Origin of the sequence: Polaromonas aquatica (genome assembly GCF_050626995.1) — a bacterium.
In the GTDB taxonomy this organism is placed as follows: Bacteria; Pseudomonadota; Gammaproteobacteria; order Burkholderiales; family Burkholderiaceae_C; genus Polaromonas; species Polaromonas aquatica_A.
The window spans coordinates 93,214-112,014 of sequence record NZ_CP192467.1; the positions used below are offsets into that span (position 1 = coordinate 93,214).

The following is an 18,801-nucleotide window of genomic DNA, read 5'->3' on the forward strand; positions in this document are numbered from 1 at the left end:
GACTCATTAACTTATATCTGGAGATTAATTATGCTGACCGCTGAACAAATCATGGCCTCCCACAAAGCCAACATCGAAACCCTGTTTGGTCTGACCCACAAAGCCTTCGAAGGCGTTGAAAAACTGGTCGAACTGAACGTCCAGGCCACCAAGGCCGCCCTTGCTGAGTCCGCCAATCATGCACAGGCAGTGCTGAACGTGAAAGACGCACAAGAGCTGCTGGCTCTGCAAGCCGGACTGGTCCAGCCCCTGGCTGAAAAAACCGCCGCTTACAGCCGCCACCTCTATGACATCGCTTCGGCCGCCGGCGCTGAACTGGGCAAGACCGTTGAAGGTCAAACCGCAGAAGCGCAGAAGAAATTCGTCGGCCTGGTCGACAACGCCGCCAAAAACGCACCAGCCGGTTCAGAAACCGCAGTTGCTGTCATGAAGAGTGCTGTTGCCGCCGCGAACAACGCTTTCGAATCCATGCAAAAGGCTGTCAAGCAAGCCAGCGAAATGGCTGAAGCCAACTTCAACACCGTGGCTGCCACCGCAGCGAGCGCCACGAAAACCGCTACCAAGAAGCGTTAATTGTTAACCTCCGTTTTCGTACATCCTGTGTACGGAAACGGCCCCGGAGCCTGACACAGGAACCTTGCTAATGCAGGGTTCCAGACCCCTTGTCTCCTCGGATCCTTTCGAAATTCATTTTCACGGATCCAGTTAAGCCCAATCGCAAGATTGGGCTTTTTTTTTGGCTGAGGCAGACCCGGTTCTGGATTATTCAGGCACCTAGCCCAAGCGAAATAAGCGCAGCTAGCTATTAAATTGATAGCACCTACTTTGGCATGCCCATGCCGGCGGCTGCCAGCTTCGCCTTCAGTTGGGGCAGCGCAGCCAACATCGCTGCCCGGCCTGAGTCGATGGCGCGCTGCCGCGCTGAAAAGTCCGCACTCTTCAGGCCCGTCAGTGAGGGGCGAATGACCACGTCAGCATCCCTCAGCTCGTACTGGTTGATGCTTTTGCCCATGATGGCAAAAGTTTGCAGCAGAATTTGCAGGGTGTCGCTGGCCAGGTTGGCCTCCGGCGGGCTGGAAATGTCGACCGCAATCACCACGTCGGCACCCATCTGCCTGGCAAAACGCACCGGCACTGGTGAGACCAGACCGCCGTCAACATACTCGCGGCCGCTGATCTTCACGGGCACGAATACAGCCGGCACCGCGCTGGAGGCCCGCACCGCCGTGCCGGTGTCGCCGCGCTGGAACAGCACAGCCTGTCCACTGTTGAGGTCCGTTGCCACGATGCCCAGGGGAATCGCCATGTTTTCCATCAGGCGGCCCGCTACCAGCTCGTTAACGTAGCGCCCCAGCGCTTCGCCGCGGAACATGCCGCGGCCAATAATCGGCAACATCCAGTCGGTGATGGCGACCTCCTCCATGTTCAGCGCGGTTTGCTGCAGTTGCGCGCTGGTCTTTCCGCTGGCATAAAGCGCCGCCACCAGGCTGCCAGCCGACGTACCAACGACCAGCTGCGGCTTAAGCCCGGCCTCTTCCAGCACGGCGATCACGCCCACATGGGCAAAACCCCGCGCAGCGCCCCCGCCCAGGGCCAGGCCGATGCGCACGGGTTTTCCGGGGGCCTCTGCCGGTGGCACCACAACGGAGGGGCCAGGGCCAGCGGGAGGGGTGGTGCAACCGGCCAGCAATGACAAAGCCATCGCCAGGACGAGCCCTGACAGCCAGCCCGCACCCCGCGAAATCTTGTGAAATATAGGGGCTAGACCAAGAATGATTCTTATTTGCTTTATCATCATCAGGCTTCGAAAATAACTGCAAGGAAGTGAAAAGTTATGTACAAAAAATTGGTTCTCTCTTCGTTGATGCTTCTGGCCGGCTTGGCTTCTGCCCAGGAACAGGTGGTCAACCTGTATTCTGCCCGCCATTACCAGACCGACGAAAAGCTCTACAGCGACTTCACCAAGGCGACCGGCATCAAAGTCAACCGCGTGGACGCAGATGACGCTGGCATCCTGGCGCGCCTGAAGGCCGAAGGCGCGGCCTCCCCCGCCGACGTGATTTTGCTGGTGGATGCCGCCCGCCTGCACAAGGGCGATGTGGACGGCCTCTTCAAGCCGATCAAGTCGCCAGCCCTCGAAGCCGCCATTCCGGCCAAGCTGCGCGCCAAGGAAACAGCCGAAGGCACAACCTGGTTCGGTTTTTCGACCCGCGCACGCGTCGTAGTATTCGACAAGCTCAAGGTCAAAAAGACCGACGTGGACACCTACGAAAAACTGGCTGACCCGAAAAACAAGGGCCTGCTGTGCACGCGTTCGGGCGCCCACCCCTACAACCTTTCGCTGTTCGGCGCTGTGACCGAGCACATGGGTGAAGCCAAGGCCGAGCAGTGGCTCAAGGGCCTGGTGGCCAACATGGCGCGCGACCCCAAGGGCGGCGACACCGACCAGATCAAGGCCGTGGCCAGCGGCGAGTGCGGTATTGCAGTGACCAACTCCTACTATCTGGCGCGCATCATGCGCTCCACTACGCCAGAAGACAAAGTCATTGCTGACCGCGTCGGCGTGGTCTTCCCGAACCAGGACAGCTGGGGCACGCATGTGAATATCGCCGGCGCCGCCGTCGCCAAGAACGCCAAGAACACGGCCAATGCCGTCAAGTTCATGGAATACATGGCCAGCCCAAGTGCGCAGGAATACTTCGCCAATGGCAACAACGAGTGGCCTGCTGTCGCCGGACTGGGCGTCACCAACCCCGCGCTTAAAGCCATGACCCCTTCGGGCAATGGCAGCTTCAAGTCCGAGACCATCCCGATCAGCGCCGTGGGCAATAACCAGCTCAAGGTACAGCAGATGCTGGACCGCGTTGGCTACAAATAAGCCAGCGCCTCGTTTTGCGAAAAGCCCGGCCGCCGAAAGGCGCCGGGCTTTTTTCATTGCCGGGCCGCCCCAAGATGAAAAGCCCCTCTCGGGGGCCGCGACCACAGGAGGTGAAGAGCGTGGGGGTAATTTCATGGGCCATAATTGACGTTTACGTTAACGTCATGTCCACACCGTATGGTGTTCCGTATGGTGTTCCGTATGGTGCTCTCATACGGAGCTGACATGGCAGTTGCACCGCCCTTCAGACTTCTCAATCTTTCATTCAAGGAACCACCATGGAAATCGCAGGCAAAGTATTTATCGTCACCGGCGGCGCATCGGGCCTGGGTGAAGGCACGGCACGCATGCTGGTGGCAAACGGCGCCAAGGTCGTCATCGCCGACATGCAGGCCGACAAGGGCGAAGCCATCGCCAAAGAGCTGGGCGAAGGCAAGGCCGCTTTCGTCAAGTGCGACGTGAGCCAGGAAGCCGACGGCCAGGCCGTGGTGGCCAAGGCGGTTGCCATGGGCAAGCTGATGGGCCTGGTGAACTGCGCCGGCATTGCGCCCGCCGAAAAAACCGTGGGCAAAAACGGCGCGCACAGCCTGGCCGCTTTCAGCCGGACCGTCACCGTCAACCTGATCGGCAGTTTCAACATGATTCGCCTGGCGGCCGACGCGATGTGCAAGAACGACCCGGAAGCCACCGGCGAGCGCGGCGTGCTGATTTCCACCGCCTCCGTGGCGGCCTACGACGGCCAGATTGGCCAGGCCGCCTACAGCGCATCGAAGGGCGGCATCGTCGGCATGACATTGCCGATTGCCCGCGACCTGGCGCGCAACGGCATCCGTAACATGACCATCGCCCCCGGCATCTTCGGCACGCCCATGCTCTTCGGCATGCCGCAGGAAGTGCAGGATTCGCTGGCCGCGGGTGTTCCCTTCCCCTCCCGTCTGGGCACACCCCAGGACTACGCCAAGCTGGCCAAACACATCATTGAAAACGACATGCTCAATGGTGAGGTAATCCGCCTGGACGGCGCAATCCGGCTCGCTCCGCGTTGACACCAGAGAGCCATACGGCTTTTACGCTATTTAATTGATAGCTGGTTGCGCCCGAACGCTAAGGGCTGGAGGCCGATTTCACTGATAACTCAGTCGAATCGGCTTTTGGTTTTTGTTTTTCCGCTCCTTACAAATCAGCGGCAGCCGTGCGTATTTCAGTGCAGCGCCCGTACAAGTCTGGATTTAACATGGCACGAATTACCAACGGAGCAGCCATGGTTCCCACTCCTGCACGCAAGCTCTTCTCCTTCCAGCTTTGGTCCGCCGCAACCCTGCTGACCCTGCTGATGGCGGGCTGCACGTCACCCTCGCCGGTTGCCCCCAGCGTGCCCCAACAGCCTGAAGGCACCTCGGGCTATACCGAAAAACCCGGCTGGGCCACCCAGAAATTCGCTGTGGCCGCCGCCAATCCGCTGGCCACCGATGCTGGCTACCAGGTGCTCAAAGCCGGCGGCTCTGCCGTCGATGCGGCAATTGCCGTGCAAATGGTGTTGACACTGGTCGAGCCGCAATCGAGCGGCATAGGCGGAGGAGCATTTCTACTGCATGCCAATGGCGGCAAAGTGGAGGCCTTTGACGGCCGTGAGACTGCACCTGCGGGTGTTGATGAAAAACTTTTCATGGGTGCAGATGGCAAACCGCTGGCCTTCATTGACGGCGTAGTCGGTGGCCGCTCCGTCGGCGTGCCGGGGACGGTGCGCATGCTGGAGATGGCACACAAGCAGCACGGCAAGCTGCCCTGGGCGCAACTTTTCACGCCGGCCATCACCTTGGCGGAGGGCGGCTTCAAAGTCAGTGCGCGGCTGAACACGCTGCTCAAGACCGAGCAGCACCTGAAAAAGGACCCGGTCGCCGCGGCCTACTTCTACAAGCCCAATGGTGAGCCACTGGACGTGGGAACTACGCTGCGCAACCAGCCCCTGGCGGATGTGCTGAAAAAAATCGTATCCTCCGGTTCCAAAGGCCTGCTGGAAGGTGACGTGGCCCAGGCCATCGTCGCCAAGGTGCAGGGCCACCCCACCAACCCCGGCAAACTGAGCATGGCCGACATGGCCGATTACCAGGTCAAGAAGCGCGAACCGATCTGCCACGACTACCGCGCCCAGGCGCGCGACTACCGCATCTGCGGCATGCCGCCGCCCAGCTCGGGCGCCATCGCCGTCGGGCAAATTCTCGGCATTCTGGGCAACACCGCCGCCGCCAGCCAGCCGCTGGTGACCGGCACCAGCGGTATCGCGGGCCTCCCAGGACCCACGCCGTCTGCCGACTGGCTGCACCTGTACACCGAGGCCTCCCGCCTGGCTTTTGCCGATCGCGCGCAATACCTGGGCGACCCCGACTTTGTGCAGGCGCCGGGCGGCAACTGGATGAGCCTGCTGGACCCCGCCTACCTGGCCGACCGCGCGAAGCTGATCGCCGCCCAACCCGGCGGGCAAAGCATGAAGGTCGCCAAGCCCGGCCTGCCCGGCGGCATAAAAAGCGCCTATGCGCCCATGCCCGACCAGCCCGAATACGGCACCTCGCACATCAGCATCGTTGATGCCTACGGCAACGCGATTGCCATGACCACCACGATCGAAGACGCATTTGGTTCGCGCCAGATGGTCAGGGGCTTTCTGCTGAACAACGAGCTGACCGACTTCAGCTTTGCACCCACCGACGCCGAAGGCAAGCCGGTCGCCAACCGCGTGCAACCCAACAAACGCCCGCGCTCATCGATGGCGCCAACGCTGGTGTTCGACAAGGCCACCGGCCAGCTGGTGATGAGCGGCGGCAGCCCCGGCGGCGCGCTGATCATTCATTACACCGCCAAGATGATTTACGGCGTGCTCAACTGGGGCATGCTGCCGCAGCAGGCCATCAACCTGCCCAATTTTGGCTCGCTCAACGGCCCGTCGCTGCTTGAAGAAAAGCGCTTTGCACCCGCCACGGTGGAAGCACTGAAAGCCCGTGGCGCCGAAGTCCGCGAGGTACCCATGACCAGCGGCCTGCAGGCCCTCACGCGCGGCCAGGCGCACGGCACACCCGTGTGGCTGGGTGGCGCCGACCCACGCCGCGAAGGTGTGGTGATGGGAGACTGAAGGAAAAAAGCCGCTTGCGCCCTTATTCCACGGGGGTGAGCAGCCGCTTTTTTGTAGCAGATCAGATTGGCCGGCGCCTTCGCGCTGACTAGTCTGTCCGCATTGGGTCGGCCGGCGCATCAGGCAATGACTGCTGCAGGCAGATGGTGACGACGATCCTGCCGCGGTTGAGCAGCCCCCCTGCATGGCCGCGCCCGCGAGCTGCGGGCGCATGTGGCCGGCAACGGCAGCAATGTCTGGCTGATGCGCTGCTAGGCCCATGGCGTCAACACGCCTTCGCCCCCCTGGCCCAGTTGCTGGCCCGCGTCATCGGGGCCGCGCCCACCGACAGCCATGAGACCCGCATCGCCGCGCTGGCCTCGACGCTGGCAAGCGTGGGCACCACCGGCCCGGCCACGCTGGCAACACTGGCCGGGATGCTGGCCATCGAATTGCCGCCCGAACCCGTCGGCGCCGCCGCTCAGCGCTCAGTCGGCTTCGACGCCGGCCGCTGCCGTCCGGGCGTGACGGCCGCGGGTGGACAACCGGTCGTGGTGCAGCAGCAGCATCAAAACCGCGTGGATGGCAAGGCTGAGGAGCAGCATCCACATGTTCTGGAACAGGACGCCGGAAACCAGCCCAATCGTCAGGCTCACCGCCTGGAAGGCGACCGAAATGCTCACACCGAAGCGGTCGAAGGGCTGCGCGAAGACCTGCGCCCGCTGCCTTGCCAGCAGCACCACCGCGCAGGACAGCGTGGCAAGGACGACCGCCCCGCGCCACGGCTCGGGCACACCGAACTTGATCAGCGCGTTGGTGCACAGCACGCCGACCAGTCCACCAAAGATCGCGAGCCACGCCCGGCCGGTCGTCCGCTGCACCAGCGAGAAGAAGAAGATCACCCAGAACCACGCCCAGAAGTTGCCGTAGGGCACGCCGAAGTACTGGTGCTCGAGGCCGCGGCCCCAGTCCCAGAAGCCCACGCGAACGGCCACGACGTCGAGGCCCAGGTCGATGCCCAGGCCGAACAGCCCGTCGAACGCGCACTTCGACAGCAAGCCCAGGCGCAGCTTCCCGCTGACCTGCTGGGCCGAATAGATGATGCAGCCCCAGGCGATGCCGATGCACAGCGGCACCTCGAACACCATCAGCACGAACTGGCCGTACTGGTAGGCACTGAGCTGGTAGATGGTGGCGATCTCCAGGCAGATGCCGTAGACGCTGCCCCAGAACAGGGTCGCCAAGCCGCCGCACCGCGCCTTCCGCGCGTGCCAGAGGCAGGCGAGGAGAACGAGGAAGACGAAGACCTCGAAGAGGTGGAACCAGGTTTTCATGCGTGGCGGAGCTTGGTGCCGTGGACGGCCTTGCTGAAGAAGCCGATCTCCTCGCACAGGTTGCCGGCGCCGTGCGCCCGGTAGACGGTCTGCAGATCGTGCGTGGTGTAGTCGCGGTAGAAGGGCTCGTGATAGTCCTCGGGGAACTGCTCCAGCACCCAGTTGAACTCGGGCACGTCGTCATGCTGGATCGAGTCCACGTGGCCGATCCAGCCCTGCACCACCAGCACGCGCGCGAGTTCGGCGAGGATCCGCGTGCGCACGTCGCGCGGCACTTCATGCAGCAGGTAGCACGAATAGGCCGCGTCGAAATGCTGGTCGGGAAACGGCAGGCTCTCGGCCTGGCCGCAGACGAACGAGACGTTCGGGCAGCCGCGAAGGTTCTCCCTCGCGGCCTCCACGTAGTCCGGCGAGAGCTCCAGCAAGGTGATGTGAGCCTTGGGAAATTCGGTGGCGACCATCCGGGTCAGAGCTCCCGTTCCGCCGGCAACCTCGAGAAAGTGGCACCCCGCGCCGTCGGCGCCGAAGCGCTCGCGCAGCGGCTTGAGGATCAGGCGGCGCATCGTCGCCGCAGTGCCGGCGAAAACGATCTCGACCTGGTGGTCGTACTTCCGGGCCGAGGCACCAGAGAGATAGCCGTCGGTCTGGAAGTGGAAGTTGCGCGTGTAGTACGCAGGGAAGTCGTGGTGGTGGACGGATGATGCGCCGGAGAAGCGGTCGTGGACGCCCTGCTTGCGACGAGCAGCCACTGCGACCGTGTCGCCGACGATCACTGGCAAGCGGGCCAGGTGGCGCACCGGGTTCCCCAGCTGCAGCAGCGCGAGGGAGTAGACGCCGTCGCGGACGTTGCGCGCGTCGCCGAGGAACAGGTGATTGAGGTGCGCCTTCGATCGCCAGAGGTTCCGGACCAGGTTCGACTGCAGCTTCTTGCGCTTGCCCGCCACGATGAGATCGAGCGCCGCGATGGCGATCGCCTGGCAGCCGAACAGCCCGAGCCGGGCCAAGGCGTAGAGGTAAGTGCAGGCGAAGCGCAGGTGCGCCACGACGTGCAGCTTGGCAGGTCTATCCAGTGTCGACGATGACATCGCCATTCCTTTCTCGCGGCCTCACGTCCCGGCATCGGCCTGGATCGGCGCGGCGCGGCGGGCGGGAACCCTTCAGCGGGAGCAAGCATTGTGCCTCAGCCTGGGACGCCTCCGCGCCCGACAGCCAGGCCCACGCACGCCTGTCGCGCTTCTTCAGGGCGCTGATCCACGAGGCCTGGGGAGGTGATGTGCGCTTCAGCGTGCCGGACCACTTGCGCGATCCGATCTGCTCAGCCTGGCCTGACCCGGGAAGAACCCCCATAAATCCGCGCATGCCCCGCCTTTGCCGCGAGTGTTTGCACAAAACGGTGCCTTGTCGCACATCCGAACCAGGCCGGCCTTCCTAAGCTTGACTCACGCACCGATAAGGCGTCAACACGAAAGGAAGTGCCATGACCATGCCCCGTTTCAACAACGATCACGCCAGCATCGTCAATGCGGCCATTGTCCGCGCCGCGAGGGTGTGGCAATGGGAGACTGGGAGATTAAAAAGCTGCTTCTGCCCTTATTTTACGGGCGCAAGCAGCTACTTTTTTCATAGCAGATCAGACTGACCGGCGCCTTTTCGCTGGTTAACCTGTCAGCATCAGCGCATCCGGCCTCGCAGCGCGAATACGGCTCGCGCTATGAAGTCAGCTGCCGTTATCAAACATGCTTATTGCGACTTCCGGCCACACGATCAGAGCCAAGCCCGCAACGGAGAATATCGCGCTCACAACGGTAACGAGCACCCCGGTCAGGTAGCCCGAAGGCGGGCGCCCTTCCCAGCCGTAGGCAATGCGACCCTGTCGATATTGAACCAGCGCTAGAAGAACAATAAAGACACCTAACGCTCGCGTCGCCGCTATGGAGCTCACGAAAAATAATGCCGCCGTGACCAGGAAGACTATAGCCAGAGGGGTCTCAAGCCCAGTCCGCGGCGGCACCTCATCGTTGTTCTCATCAGCTATCTTGCGGTGTGGAGGCATCTTGGCTAGTGGCTCTCTTGGGAGTGAGGCTGTCGAATGTACACCTCGTCGTGCTCATGGGTCTCGGGTCTGGCGCGATCGCGCAGTGGTGTCAGTCTGTCCGCATCGGCTCGGCCGGCGCATCCTGTTTCGCCGTTCCAATGCGCTCATACTCCGAGATCACCTGAGCGCCCAGCAGCAGCAAAGCGGCCGCGACTTCCAGGCTCAGCAGCACCACGATGGCCGTTGTCAGCGAGCCGTACACCAGGCCGACCTGTGACAGCGTGGCGAAATACCACACCAGAAGATGGCGCGTCAGCTCCCATAGCAATGCGGCGGTGACCCCGCCCAGTAGCGCATGCCGCCACTGCAGCCTGCCCACAGGCATCACCATGTACAGCGAGGTCAGCAGCAGGATTTCACCCGCCAGGCCCAGCAAATACAGCAACACGCCGGAAAATCCGCTGAGCGACCATTCCCAGCCCAGGAAGTCCAGGCTTTTTTCACCGAGCGCCTGCAGGCTGCCCGACACCAGCGTCACCAGCAGCAAGCCCAGACCCACAAACACGATGTAGCAATAAGGCAGGATGGCCGACACCAGCAGGTGGCGGCGGCGAATTGCCACGCGGTGCAAAAAGATCACCGACATCGTGTTCTCCAGTACGGTGAAAGCCAGGGAGCTGAAAAACAGCATGGTGGCCAACAAGACCCAGCCCAGCAGCTCCCGGTGCGCCAGGAAATGGGCCAGCTCGGCCGTGATGAAGCCGCCTTGGCCGGGCGCGAGCCAGCCGATATAACGGCCCAGCGCCTGCAGCAAGGCCTGCTGCTCCACCACATGCGACAGCGCGATCGCGACCAGGATCAGCAGCGGAACGACGGACAGCAGCGCGTAATAAGCCACCGCACCGGCCAGCAGCAGGCCCTGATTGGCGCGAAAACCCTTGAGCACCCGCAGCGCGAAGGCGCCAGGGTGGCTGGCAACATAAGCAAGGTTGGGGGAAAGCGTCATGGAAAGGCCCCGCTCCCGGGGCGGCAAGGAAAAGTCCATTGTGGGAGGCACCGGGGGCGCCCGCTGCCGCCGGATACCGCCTATGCGTGTCAGCCCAGCGCCCATTCCCCCTCGGGCCATGGCGTCGGCGTCCCATCGCCGGGACGCGTGTGCTAAATTGACCCCCCTCTTTCCACCCCATGTCCATCCCTCAAACATTCATCCAGGAGTTGCTCGCGCGTGCGGACGTGGTGGACATCGTGGGCCGCCATGTGCAGCTCAAAAAGGGCGGCGCCAACTTCATGGGCCTCTGCCCTTTCCACGGCGAAAAGTCCCCCTCTTTCAGCGTCAGCCCCTCCAAGCAGTTCTACCACTGCTTTGGCTGCGGCAAAAACGGCAATGCCATCAGCTTTTTGATGGAGCACGCGGGCATGACCTTCATCGAAGCGGTGAAAGACCTGGCCCAGCAGTACGGCCTGCAGGTGCCTGAAGACGACGTCTCGCCGCAGGACCGGGCCCGCGCCGCCCAGATGCGCGAGCAGCAGGCCACGCTCACCAGCGTGCTTGAAAAGGCCGGCGTCGCCTACATCAAGGCCCTGCGCAACTCCGAGCGCGCCATCGACTACTTCAAGGGCCGTGGCGTCTCGGGTGAAGTCGCCAAGACCTTCGGCCTGGGCTACGCGCCCGAAGGCTGGCGCAGCCTGGCCAGCGTCTTCCCCGATTACAACGACCCGCTGCTGGTCGAAAGCGGCCTGGTCATCACCGGTGAACCCGGCGACGAAAACCAGGCCGGCGAAGCCAAGCGCTATGACCGCTTCCGCGATCGGGTCATGTTCCCCATCCGCAACGTCAAGGGCGAATGCATAGGTTTCGGTGGCCGCGTGCTCAGCGACGAAAAGCCCAAATACCTCAACTCACCTGAAACACCCGTTTTCAGCAAGGGACGTGAGCTGTACGGCCTGTTTGAAGCCCGCACCGCCCTGCGCGAACATGGCTATGCACTGGTCACCGAGGGCTATATGGACGTGGTGGCGCTGGCCCAGCTGGGTTTTGCCAATGCGGTGGCCACGCTGGGCACCGCCTGTACGGCGGACCATGTGCAAAAGCTGTTCCGCTTTACCGACTCGGTGGTGTTCAGCTTTGACGGCGACAGCGCCGGCCGCCGCGCTGCACGCAAAGCCCTGGATGCCGCCCTGCCCTTTGCCACCGATGTGCGCACCGTCAAATTCCTGTTTTTGCCGGCAGAACACGACCCCGACAGCTATATCCGCGAACACGGCCAGGAAGGCTTTGCCGCCGCTGTCAGGAAAGCCGTGCCGCTCAGCCGCTTCATGCTGGACGCCGCCGGGGAAGGCTGCGACCTGGACACTGCCGAGGGCCGCGCCCACATGGCCAGCAATGCCCGGCCGCTGTGGAGTTTGATGCCGGACGGCGCCCTCAAACGCCAGCTGCTGGCCGAGATCGCCGACAAGGTGCAGATCGACAGCCGGGAGCTGCTGCAGCTCTGGCAGCCGGCTGCAACGGGCTACAAAGCGGACTATAAAAACAATAGCAATATGCGCAAGAGCGGCGCGGGCTACAAGCCAAAATCATCATCAAATCCGGGCCAGCATGCCGACATGCCCGATTCTGCGGACTATCCGCCGCATTTCCCGGACGAGCGCGACTACAGCGCTTCCGAGCCCTCCGGTTATTTCCCGGCCCCTTCCACATCAGGGCGCAGTTTTGGTGACCGCAGCAGCCGTTCGCCGCGCCGCGTAGCCGGGCGCATGCTGCCGGCCAGCCGCGAAGACCGCGTGCTCCGGCTGTTGCTGACTGAGGCTGAGACCTGGGACCGGCTCACTACCGAAGAGCATCACCTGCTGGTGGAGTTGCCCGAGCCGCACGGCCCGCTTTTTGTATGGCTCGAGAGCCAGCTGCACGAACATGGCCCCCAGCCCTGGGCAGCCCTGCGCGAAGGACTGCGCGGCCATGCCCACGAAAGGCACGCCACCACGCAGATCGCTCAGATTCCGGAAGGCATTGAAAGCGACTGGACCGAAGTGCGCAGCATCCTGGATCAACTCCTGAGGCTACGCCGCCAGCAAGAGATGAGCGAACTGGCCACCAGGGCCGCCACCGACCCTGCAGCCCGGCAGCGTTACCTGGAACTGGCCGCCAGCCTCAAACCCGCTGCCGATACGGCCCGCTGAGCCTGCCCGGGCCCAAAAACACCTGTTTTTGGGGTGCAAAAAATCACCCAAAAACCGCCCAAAAAACAGGCAGCAGGGTATAATCCGATTTTCGACGGCAAGCGCGACAGCAGCACCTCCGGCCCCGGCCACCCTGAAACCTCAGGGACTCAACAAGCGAGACGGCCACTTCCCTCAGGGAATTCCGCAAGGACTGCACACCAAATGTTCGCCCAAACAGCTTGCCTGAAAAACTGAACCGTCATTTTTCTCTGGGATTTTTTACCCCAGTGATGTGCCGGGCCTGTTTTTCATCTCTCCGTTTTGTCTCTGAATCCTTGTGACCGCGCCTTTGTTTTTGCACAGGCGCCAAGGTGCATTTTTGTTTACTGGTAGCTGATCGATATTTAAAACAATTTCCGATAACTGGAGGTCCCATGCCTACTGCCAAGCCCATGAAGCCGAGCAACAAAAAGCCGCAAAGCGCGCAGTCCAAAACTGCCGCCAAGCCCAAAGCCAAAGCAGCCCCAAAAGCTGCAGTGCGGCCCGCAAGCAAGCCTCCAGTCAAGGCAGCAGCCAAACCCGCGGCAAAACCCGTGGCCAAAGCTGCTGTGAAGCCTTCCGCCAAGCCGGCGGCCAAAAGCGCCACAAAGAGCGCCAAGGTTGAAAAACCCGGAAAACACGCCATATCTGTCTCATCTGCTAAAGCCAGCAAATCAAGTGCCCCGGTGAACAAGGCCTCTCCGAAAACCGTGAAATCCGCTACTCTTGATTTGCCCCCGAAGAAAGCCCCACCCGTGCCGACCAAGTCCAGCCCCGAATCCAAGCCAGTTGCAGCCGTTGCCGAAGTGCCCGTAAAGAAGAAACCGGGCCGCCCGCCCAAGAACCCTGCCGCTGACGGCAGCGCACCCGTTGCCACCGGGGCCAAGCGCGGCCGCAAGCCCAAAAATGCGGCAAGCACCAGCAAGCCTGGCGAAGACCTCGACATGTCCGACATTGAGGACGATCTGGTCGGCGAACCCATCGCGGAAACGACCGAGAAGGTCAAGCCACTGCGCATGAAGATCAGCAAGGCGAAGGAACGCGCCCTGATGAAGGAATTCGGCCTGGATGAAACCGTCCTCTCCGAAGAAGACATGCTCAAGCGCCGTCTGCGCCTGAAAACCCTGATCAAGCTGGGCAAGACGCGCGGCTACCTCACGCACGGCGAAATCTCCGACCACCTTCCCGACAAGCTGGTCGATGCTGAAACGCTGGAAGTCGTGGTCAACATGCTCAACGACATGGGCGTGGCCGTGTACGAGCAGGCACCTGACGCCGAAACCCTGCTGCTGAACAACACCGGCCCCACGGTTGCGACTGAAGAAGAAGCCGAAGAAGAAGCCGAAGCCGCGCTGTCGACCGTCGACAGTGAATTCGGCCGCACCACCGACCCTGTCCGCATGTACATGCGCGAAATGGGCACGGTCGAGCTGCTCACGCGCGAAGGCGAAATTGAGATCGCCAAGCGCATCGAGGGCGGCCTCATGAAGATGATGGAAGCCATCTCGGAAAGCCCCGCCACCATCGCTGAAATCATGCGTCTGGGCGAGGAAATCCGCGAAGGCAAGATCGTCATCTCTACCGTGGTCGACGGTTTCTCTAACCCCAACGAGGCCGATGACTACGTGGCCGAGGAAGACTTCGACGAATTCGACGAAGAAGATGATGACGACGGCAAGGGCGGCTCCAAGGCCCTGACCAAGAAGCTCGAAGAGCTCAAGAAAGAAGCGCTCAGCCGCTTCGACAAGATCGCCACCCTGTTCGAAAAAGTCCACAAGACCTACGACAAGGAAGGCTACGGCACGCCCACTTACGTGAAGGCGCAAAAGGCCCTGAGCGACGAGCTGATGACCGTTCGCTTCACCGCCAAGACTATTGAAAAGCTCTGCGATATGCTGCGCGGCCAGGTGCTGGACGTTCGCAAGAAAGAGCGCGAATTGCGCCGCATCATCGTCGAGAAGTGCGGCATGCCGCAGGAAGTCTTCATCAAGGACTTCCCGCCCAACCTGCTCAACCTGAAATGGGTTGAAAAGCAGGTCGCCTCCGGCAAGCCCTGGTCAGTGGTGATGGCCCGTAACGTGCCGCCCATCCAGGAACTGCAAACCAAGCTGGCCGAACTGCAGGCCCGCGTGGTAGTGCCGCTGGCCCAGCTCAAGGACATCAACAAGCGCATGAACGAAGGCGAGTCCAACTCGCGCGACGCCAAGAAAGAAATGATCGAGGCCAACCTGCGCCTGGTGATTTCGATCGCGAAGAAGTACACCAACCGCGGCCTGCAGTTCCTCGATTTGATCCAGGAAGGCAACATCGGCCTGATGAAGGCCGTCGACAAGTTCGAATACCGCCGCGGCTACAAGTTCTCGACCTACGCCACCTGGTGGATCCGCCAGGCGATCACGCGCTCTATCGCCGACCAGGCACGCACCATCCGTATCCCGGTGCACATGATCGAAACCATCAACAAGATGAACCGCCTGTCGCGCCAGCATTTGCAGGAGTTCGGCTTCGAGCCGGACGCCAGCATCCTGGCCGCCAAAATGGAGATTCCTGAAGACAAGATCCGCAAGATCATGAAGATCGCCAAAGAGCCGATCTCGATGGAAACGCCGATCGGCGACGATGACGACTCGCACCTGGGCGACTTCATCGAAGACAGCGCCAACACCGCACCGCTGGAAGCCGCGATGCAGGCCGGCCTGCGCGATGTGGTGAAAGACATCCTCGACAGCCTGACACCCCGCGAAGCTAAGGTGCTGCGCATGCGCTTCGGTATCGAGATGTCGACCGACCACACGCTGGAAGAAGTCGGCAAGCAGTTCGACGTGACCCGCGAACGCATCCGCCAGATCGAAGCCAAGGCACTGCGCAAGCTGAAGCACCCTTCACGTTCAGACAAGCTGCGCAGCTTTATCGATACGCTGTAAACGGCTTTTTCTTAAGCTTGAAAACCCGGCCCCGCAAGGCGCCGGGTTTTTTTATGCGCAAAGCAAGTGCAAATCGGGTTGAAGTCAGGTCACCGAGAAGCGATACACCGTACGGCCGTGGCGGCTTTGCCCCGGCTCATGCACAGCCGAAGGAAACGCCGGCACATTCGGTGCATTCGGATAACCCTGCGGCTCAAAGCAGAGGCTTTGCTGCTGCACATACTGCCTGCCGCCCTTGCCCGGCCCGCCGGCCAGCGGCTCGCCCGCTATAAGGCCGGTATAAAACTGCATGGTGGGCTCGGTTGACCAGACTTCCATCACGCGCCCGCTGGCGGGTGCGCTGACACGTGCGCAAAGCGCCAACGCGCCGGCACTGGCTGCAGAGCGGTCGACCTCAAAACAATCGTCGTACCCTGCAATGCCATTCACAGCCTGTGGAGTTCTCACTCGCGTGTTCAGCAATACCGGTTTGCGCAGATCAAGCGGTGTCCCCTCAACCGGCAGGAGCTTGCCTGTGGCAATCAGGTCAGGCGTCATCTCGAAATAGCGGTTAGCGTAAATCGAGACTTCATGCGCCAGCGCGCTGCGGCTTTCCGGGCCTTCCAGGTTAAAGAACGCATGCGTGGTGAGATTGGCCACCGTGGGCGCATCCTGCGCAATGGCTTCGTAGTCCAGCACCAGCTCGTTCGCTTCGGTCACGCTATAGGTCAGGTGCAGCGCCAGTGTTCCCGGAAAGCCCTCTTCCCCATCGGCAAACACATAGCGCATCTCAACACTGGAGACATCGCGCTGTACCGCGTCAAACACCCGAAAGCGTGAACCTTTCAAACCACCGTGCAGGCAGTGCGGGCCGTTATTGGCGGCCAGCACATGCTCTTTGCCGGCCAGCATGAAGCGCGCATTGCCGATGCGCCCCGCATAGCGGCCGATAAAAGCGCCCACAGAAGGCGAACCACCGACCACACCTTCGATGCTGTCGTAGCCCAGCACGACATCGCCAAACCGGCCATCACGGCCGGGCACCAATATCTGCTCGATCTTCGCACCATAGTTGGTGACGCCAACAGTCATGCCTTGCTGATTGCGCAGCATAAACAGCCGCACTGGCTTGCTGTCGATGTCACGTGCAAAACGCACGGGGTTGAGCAGCAGGTCTGCAGGGATGGCGATATCCGGAGTAGTCACTTGGCAATAATAGTCAGAAGTTCTTCGCGCGTGGTCGGATCGGCCATGTATTTTCCATACAGCGGCCCCATGCGCCTGACCATGGGTGATGCGTCCCTGACCTTGACGAACTGCGCGCCCTGCTTTGTCGTGGTTTCCAGTGCTGCGGCCACGCGCTTGTTCCACAGCTCGCGCATCAGGATGGCTGACTTGGCTCCTGCTTCTGCAAACGCGGCCTTGTCTTCCTTGCCGAGTTTGTCCCAGAGTTTCGTCGACACCACCAGGGCTTCGGGCGAAATCACGTGGTTGGTCATGTAGACGTTTTTAGCGACCTTGTAGTGGCCGGTGGATTCATACGAAGGCAGGTTGTTTTCGGCGCAGTCGACCTTGCCCTGCTCCAGGGCGCCGAGCACCTCCTTGAAGGGCAATGCCACCGGCTTGGCCTCCATGTGCTTGACCATCTCGATATAAATTTCGGACTGCTGTACCCGGATGTTCATGCCGGCAAGATCCCTGATATTGCTTACAGGCTTGACGCAGTAGAACGAGCGCCCGCCGCCGTCGTACCAGCCCAGCACGACGAAGCCGGCGGACTTCAGGTTGGCCGCGAAGCGCTCACCCAGCTTGCCATCCAGGTGGCGAAACATGTGCGCGGAATCGGTGAACAGAAATGGCAGGTTCAGCACCTTGATACCCGGTACGGCGTCCGACAGCGGACCGGAGCTGAACTCGGCCACATCAATATCGCCGCTTTTAAGCATCTGCACGGCCTTGGGTTGGTCACCCAGTGAGCCGTTGTTAAAGAGCTCAATCGAATAGCGCCCGCTGGTGCTTTTGGCGACCTGGTCCACGAAGCTTTTCATGGCTTCTGAAACCGGGTAGCCGTCGGGATGGATGTTCCAGGCGCGCAGTTTGGTCTGGGCCATGCCCGTCGCGGCGCACAGGGCGAAAGAAAGGGCTACTAGCCCCTTGAGGGATGCTTGCATGATTTTGTCTCCTGGTCTGGAATGTATCGGCCCGCCTCTTTGGGCGAGCTCGGTGGCTGGCGATGACTGGCGGATAACGTTAACTCTCACATAAAAAACGCTACCCGCCCTTATGAATCATTCGCCATTTGCTATCAAATCAGTAGCGCGTCAGTCGAGCTTGATGTTGGCATCTGCCACCACTTTGGCCCAGCGGCTGCGCTCCTGGTTGAAGAATGCGTCCTGCTGCGCCGGGGTCATGGTCACCACCTCGGCTCCCTGCCCCGCCAGCTTGGCCCGGATGTCCGGGCTGCGGATGATCTTGATGATCTCGGTGTTGAGGCGGTTGATGACGGCGGCCGGTGTGCCATTGGCCACCAGCAGCCCCTGCCAGGTACCGGACTCGAAGTTGGCAAGGCCTTGTTCTGCCAGGGTTGGCACATTGCCGATCAATGGCATGCGCGTGCTCTTGGAGACACCGAGGATCTTGAGCTTGCCGCTTTGCACATGCGGCAAGGTGGCCAGCATGCCGTTCATGAGGATCTGTGTTTGCCCGGCAATGGTGTCGCTGACAGCCTGTGAGCCCCCTTTGTAGGGGATGTATTGCCATTTGGCCTTGCTGGCGCGCTCTACGGACACACCCGCAAGGTGGGGAGCACTGCCCATAGCCGTCACGGCAAAGTTCAGATCGGATTTGTGCGACAACGCCACCAGTTCCTTCAGGCTGTTGGCAGGCACCGAGGGATGCACCACCAGCAGGTGCGGCGAATACGCCAGCATGGTGACACCGCGCAGATCCTTGGACGGATCAAACCCCAGTTTGGTATAGACCGAAGGGCTGATGGCGAGAGCGCCGGTGTCGCACAGCAGCAGCGTGTAACCGTCGGGTGCAGATTTAGCAACCATGTCGGCGCCAAGATTTCCGTTTGCGCCCGCCTTGTTGTCCACGATGACCGGTTGTTTGAGTGCATCAGACAGCGGCTGCGCAATGGCACGCGCAATGATGTCCGAAGAGCCGCCAGGCGGGTAAGGCACCACCAGGCGGATCGGTTTGGAAGGCCATGAGGCCTGTGCGCTCACGGCACCAGTCCCCAAAGCCAGGGAAGCGGCAATCAGCTCTCGTCGATTGATAGGCATGTTTATCTCCGGATGTTTAGAAAGCGGCGTCCTCCACCGGCTGCGCCAGGAGCCTCTGCG

The 18,801-nt window shown here is 61.6% G+C and carries 15 protein-coding genes; 6 read left to right on the top strand and 9 right to left on the bottom strand.

Annotated features, from left to right (window positions below; all coding sequences use genetic code 11):
- Nucleotides 1-27: 27 nt before the first annotated feature.
- Entirely contained in the window at nucleotides 28-573 is a 546-nt protein-coding gene (locus ACQ4MS_RS00445; protein WP_431099649.1) for a phasin family protein, read from the top strand.
- Between the two features lie 247 nt (nucleotides 574-820).
- Here ACQ4MS_RS00445 and ACQ4MS_RS00450 read toward each other — a convergent pair whose 3' ends face one another.
- Nucleotides 821-1,702, bottom strand: coding sequence for a patatin-like phospholipase family protein (locus tag ACQ4MS_RS00450; RefSeq protein ID WP_431096981.1), 882 nt, complete (start codon nucleotides 1,700-1,702; stop codon nucleotides 821-823).
- Nucleotides 1,703-1,834: 132 nt separating this feature from the next.
- Here ACQ4MS_RS00450 and ACQ4MS_RS00455 point away from each other — a divergent pair, with 132 nt between their 5' ends.
- From ACQ4MS_RS00455 to ggt, 3 genes are all read left to right on the top strand, one after another.
- On the top strand, nucleotides 1,835-2,878 hold the full coding sequence (locus ACQ4MS_RS00455; protein WP_431096984.1) for an extracellular solute-binding protein: 1,044 nt from the start codon (nucleotides 1,835-1,837) through the stop codon (nucleotides 2,876-2,878).
- Nucleotides 2,879-3,156: 278 nt separating this feature from the next.
- Nucleotides 3,157-3,924: a 3-hydroxyacyl-CoA dehydrogenase gene (locus ACQ4MS_RS00460; protein WP_431096987.1), complete on the top strand. Its 768-nt coding sequence runs from the start codon at nucleotides 3,157-3,159 to the stop codon at nucleotides 3,922-3,924.
- A gap of 215 nt (nucleotides 3,925-4,139) precedes the next feature.
- Nucleotides 4,140-6,005, top strand: coding sequence for a gamma-glutamyltransferase (gene ggt / locus ACQ4MS_RS00465; protein WP_431096989.1), 1,866 nt, complete (start codon nucleotides 4,140-4,142; stop codon nucleotides 6,003-6,005).
- Between the two features lie 467 nt (nucleotides 6,006-6,472).
- Here the strand turns inward: ggt and ACQ4MS_RS00470 are convergent, their stop codons facing one another.
- From ACQ4MS_RS00470 to ACQ4MS_RS00485, 4 genes are all read right to left on the bottom strand, one after another.
- Nucleotides 6,473-7,318, bottom strand: a complete 846-nt coding sequence (locus ACQ4MS_RS00470) for a carotenoid biosynthesis protein (protein WP_431096991.1) — start codon at nucleotides 7,316-7,318, stop codon at nucleotides 6,473-6,475.
- Nucleotides 7,315-8,403, bottom strand: coding sequence for a class I SAM-dependent methyltransferase (locus tag ACQ4MS_RS00475; protein ID WP_431096992.1), 1,089 nt, complete (start codon nucleotides 8,401-8,403; stop codon nucleotides 7,315-7,317). Before ACQ4MS_RS00475 ends, ACQ4MS_RS00470 begins: the two co-directional genes overlap by 4 nt.
- Nucleotides 8,404-9,035: 632 nt before the next feature.
- The gene (locus ACQ4MS_RS00480) at nucleotides 9,036-9,371 is read right to left on the bottom strand and encodes a hypothetical protein (RefSeq protein ID WP_431096993.1); all 336 of its coding nucleotides are present in this window, start codon (nucleotides 9,369-9,371) and stop codon (nucleotides 9,036-9,038) included.
- 91 nt (nucleotides 9,372-9,462) lie between these two features.
- On the bottom strand, nucleotides 9,463-10,359 hold the full coding sequence (locus ACQ4MS_RS00485) for a YihY/virulence factor BrkB family protein (RefSeq protein WP_431096994.1): 897 nt from the start codon (nucleotides 10,357-10,359) through the stop codon (nucleotides 9,463-9,465).
- 179 nt (nucleotides 10,360-10,538) lie between these two features.
- Between ACQ4MS_RS00485 and dnaG the strand changes: the two genes are divergently transcribed.
- On the top strand, nucleotides 10,539-12,530 hold the full coding sequence (gene dnaG, locus ACQ4MS_RS00490; protein WP_431096995.1) for a DNA primase: 1,992 nt from the start codon (nucleotides 10,539-10,541) through the stop codon (nucleotides 12,528-12,530).
- A gap of 241 nt (nucleotides 12,531-12,771) precedes the next feature.
- Here dnaG and ACQ4MS_RS00495 read toward each other — a convergent pair whose 3' ends face one another.
- Nucleotides 12,772-13,245 carry a hypothetical protein gene (locus ACQ4MS_RS00495; RefSeq protein WP_431096996.1) on the bottom strand — a complete coding sequence of 158 codons (474 nt, stop codon included), beginning with the start codon at nucleotides 13,243-13,245 and terminating at the stop codon, nucleotides 12,772-12,774.
- Between the two features lie 16 nt (nucleotides 13,246-13,261).
- On the opposite strand from ACQ4MS_RS00495, the gene rpoD reads away from it, so the two are divergent.
- Nucleotides 13,262-15,475 (top strand): RNA polymerase sigma factor RpoD, encoded by a 2,214-nt coding sequence (gene rpoD / locus ACQ4MS_RS00500; RefSeq protein ID WP_431096998.1) that lies wholly within the window; start codon nucleotides 13,262-13,264, stop codon nucleotides 15,473-15,475.
- Nucleotides 15,476-15,559: 84 nt separating this feature from the next.
- On the opposite strand, the gene ACQ4MS_RS00505 is transcribed toward rpoD, so the two are convergent.
- The 3 genes from ACQ4MS_RS00505 to ACQ4MS_RS00515 all read right to left on the bottom strand — a co-directional run bounded on the left by ACQ4MS_RS00505 (nucleotide 15,560) and on the right by ACQ4MS_RS00515 (nucleotide 18,741).
- Nucleotides 15,560-16,660 carry an aldose epimerase family protein gene (locus ACQ4MS_RS00505; RefSeq protein ID WP_431097000.1) on the bottom strand — a complete coding sequence of 367 codons (1,101 nt, stop codon included), beginning with the start codon at nucleotides 16,658-16,660 and terminating at the stop codon, nucleotides 15,560-15,562.
- Nucleotides 16,657-17,625 (bottom strand): TRAP transporter substrate-binding protein, encoded by a 969-nt coding sequence (locus ACQ4MS_RS00510; RefSeq protein ID WP_431097001.1) that lies wholly within the window; start codon nucleotides 17,623-17,625, stop codon nucleotides 16,657-16,659. Before ACQ4MS_RS00510 ends, ACQ4MS_RS00505 begins: the two co-directional genes overlap by 4 nt.
- 150 nt (nucleotides 17,626-17,775) lie before the next feature.
- A complete protein-coding gene (locus ACQ4MS_RS00515; protein ID WP_431097002.1) occupies nucleotides 17,776-18,741 on the bottom strand; it encodes a Bug family tripartite tricarboxylate transporter substrate binding protein in 966 nt (321 codons plus the stop codon).
- Nucleotides 18,742-18,801 lie beyond the last annotated feature (60 nt).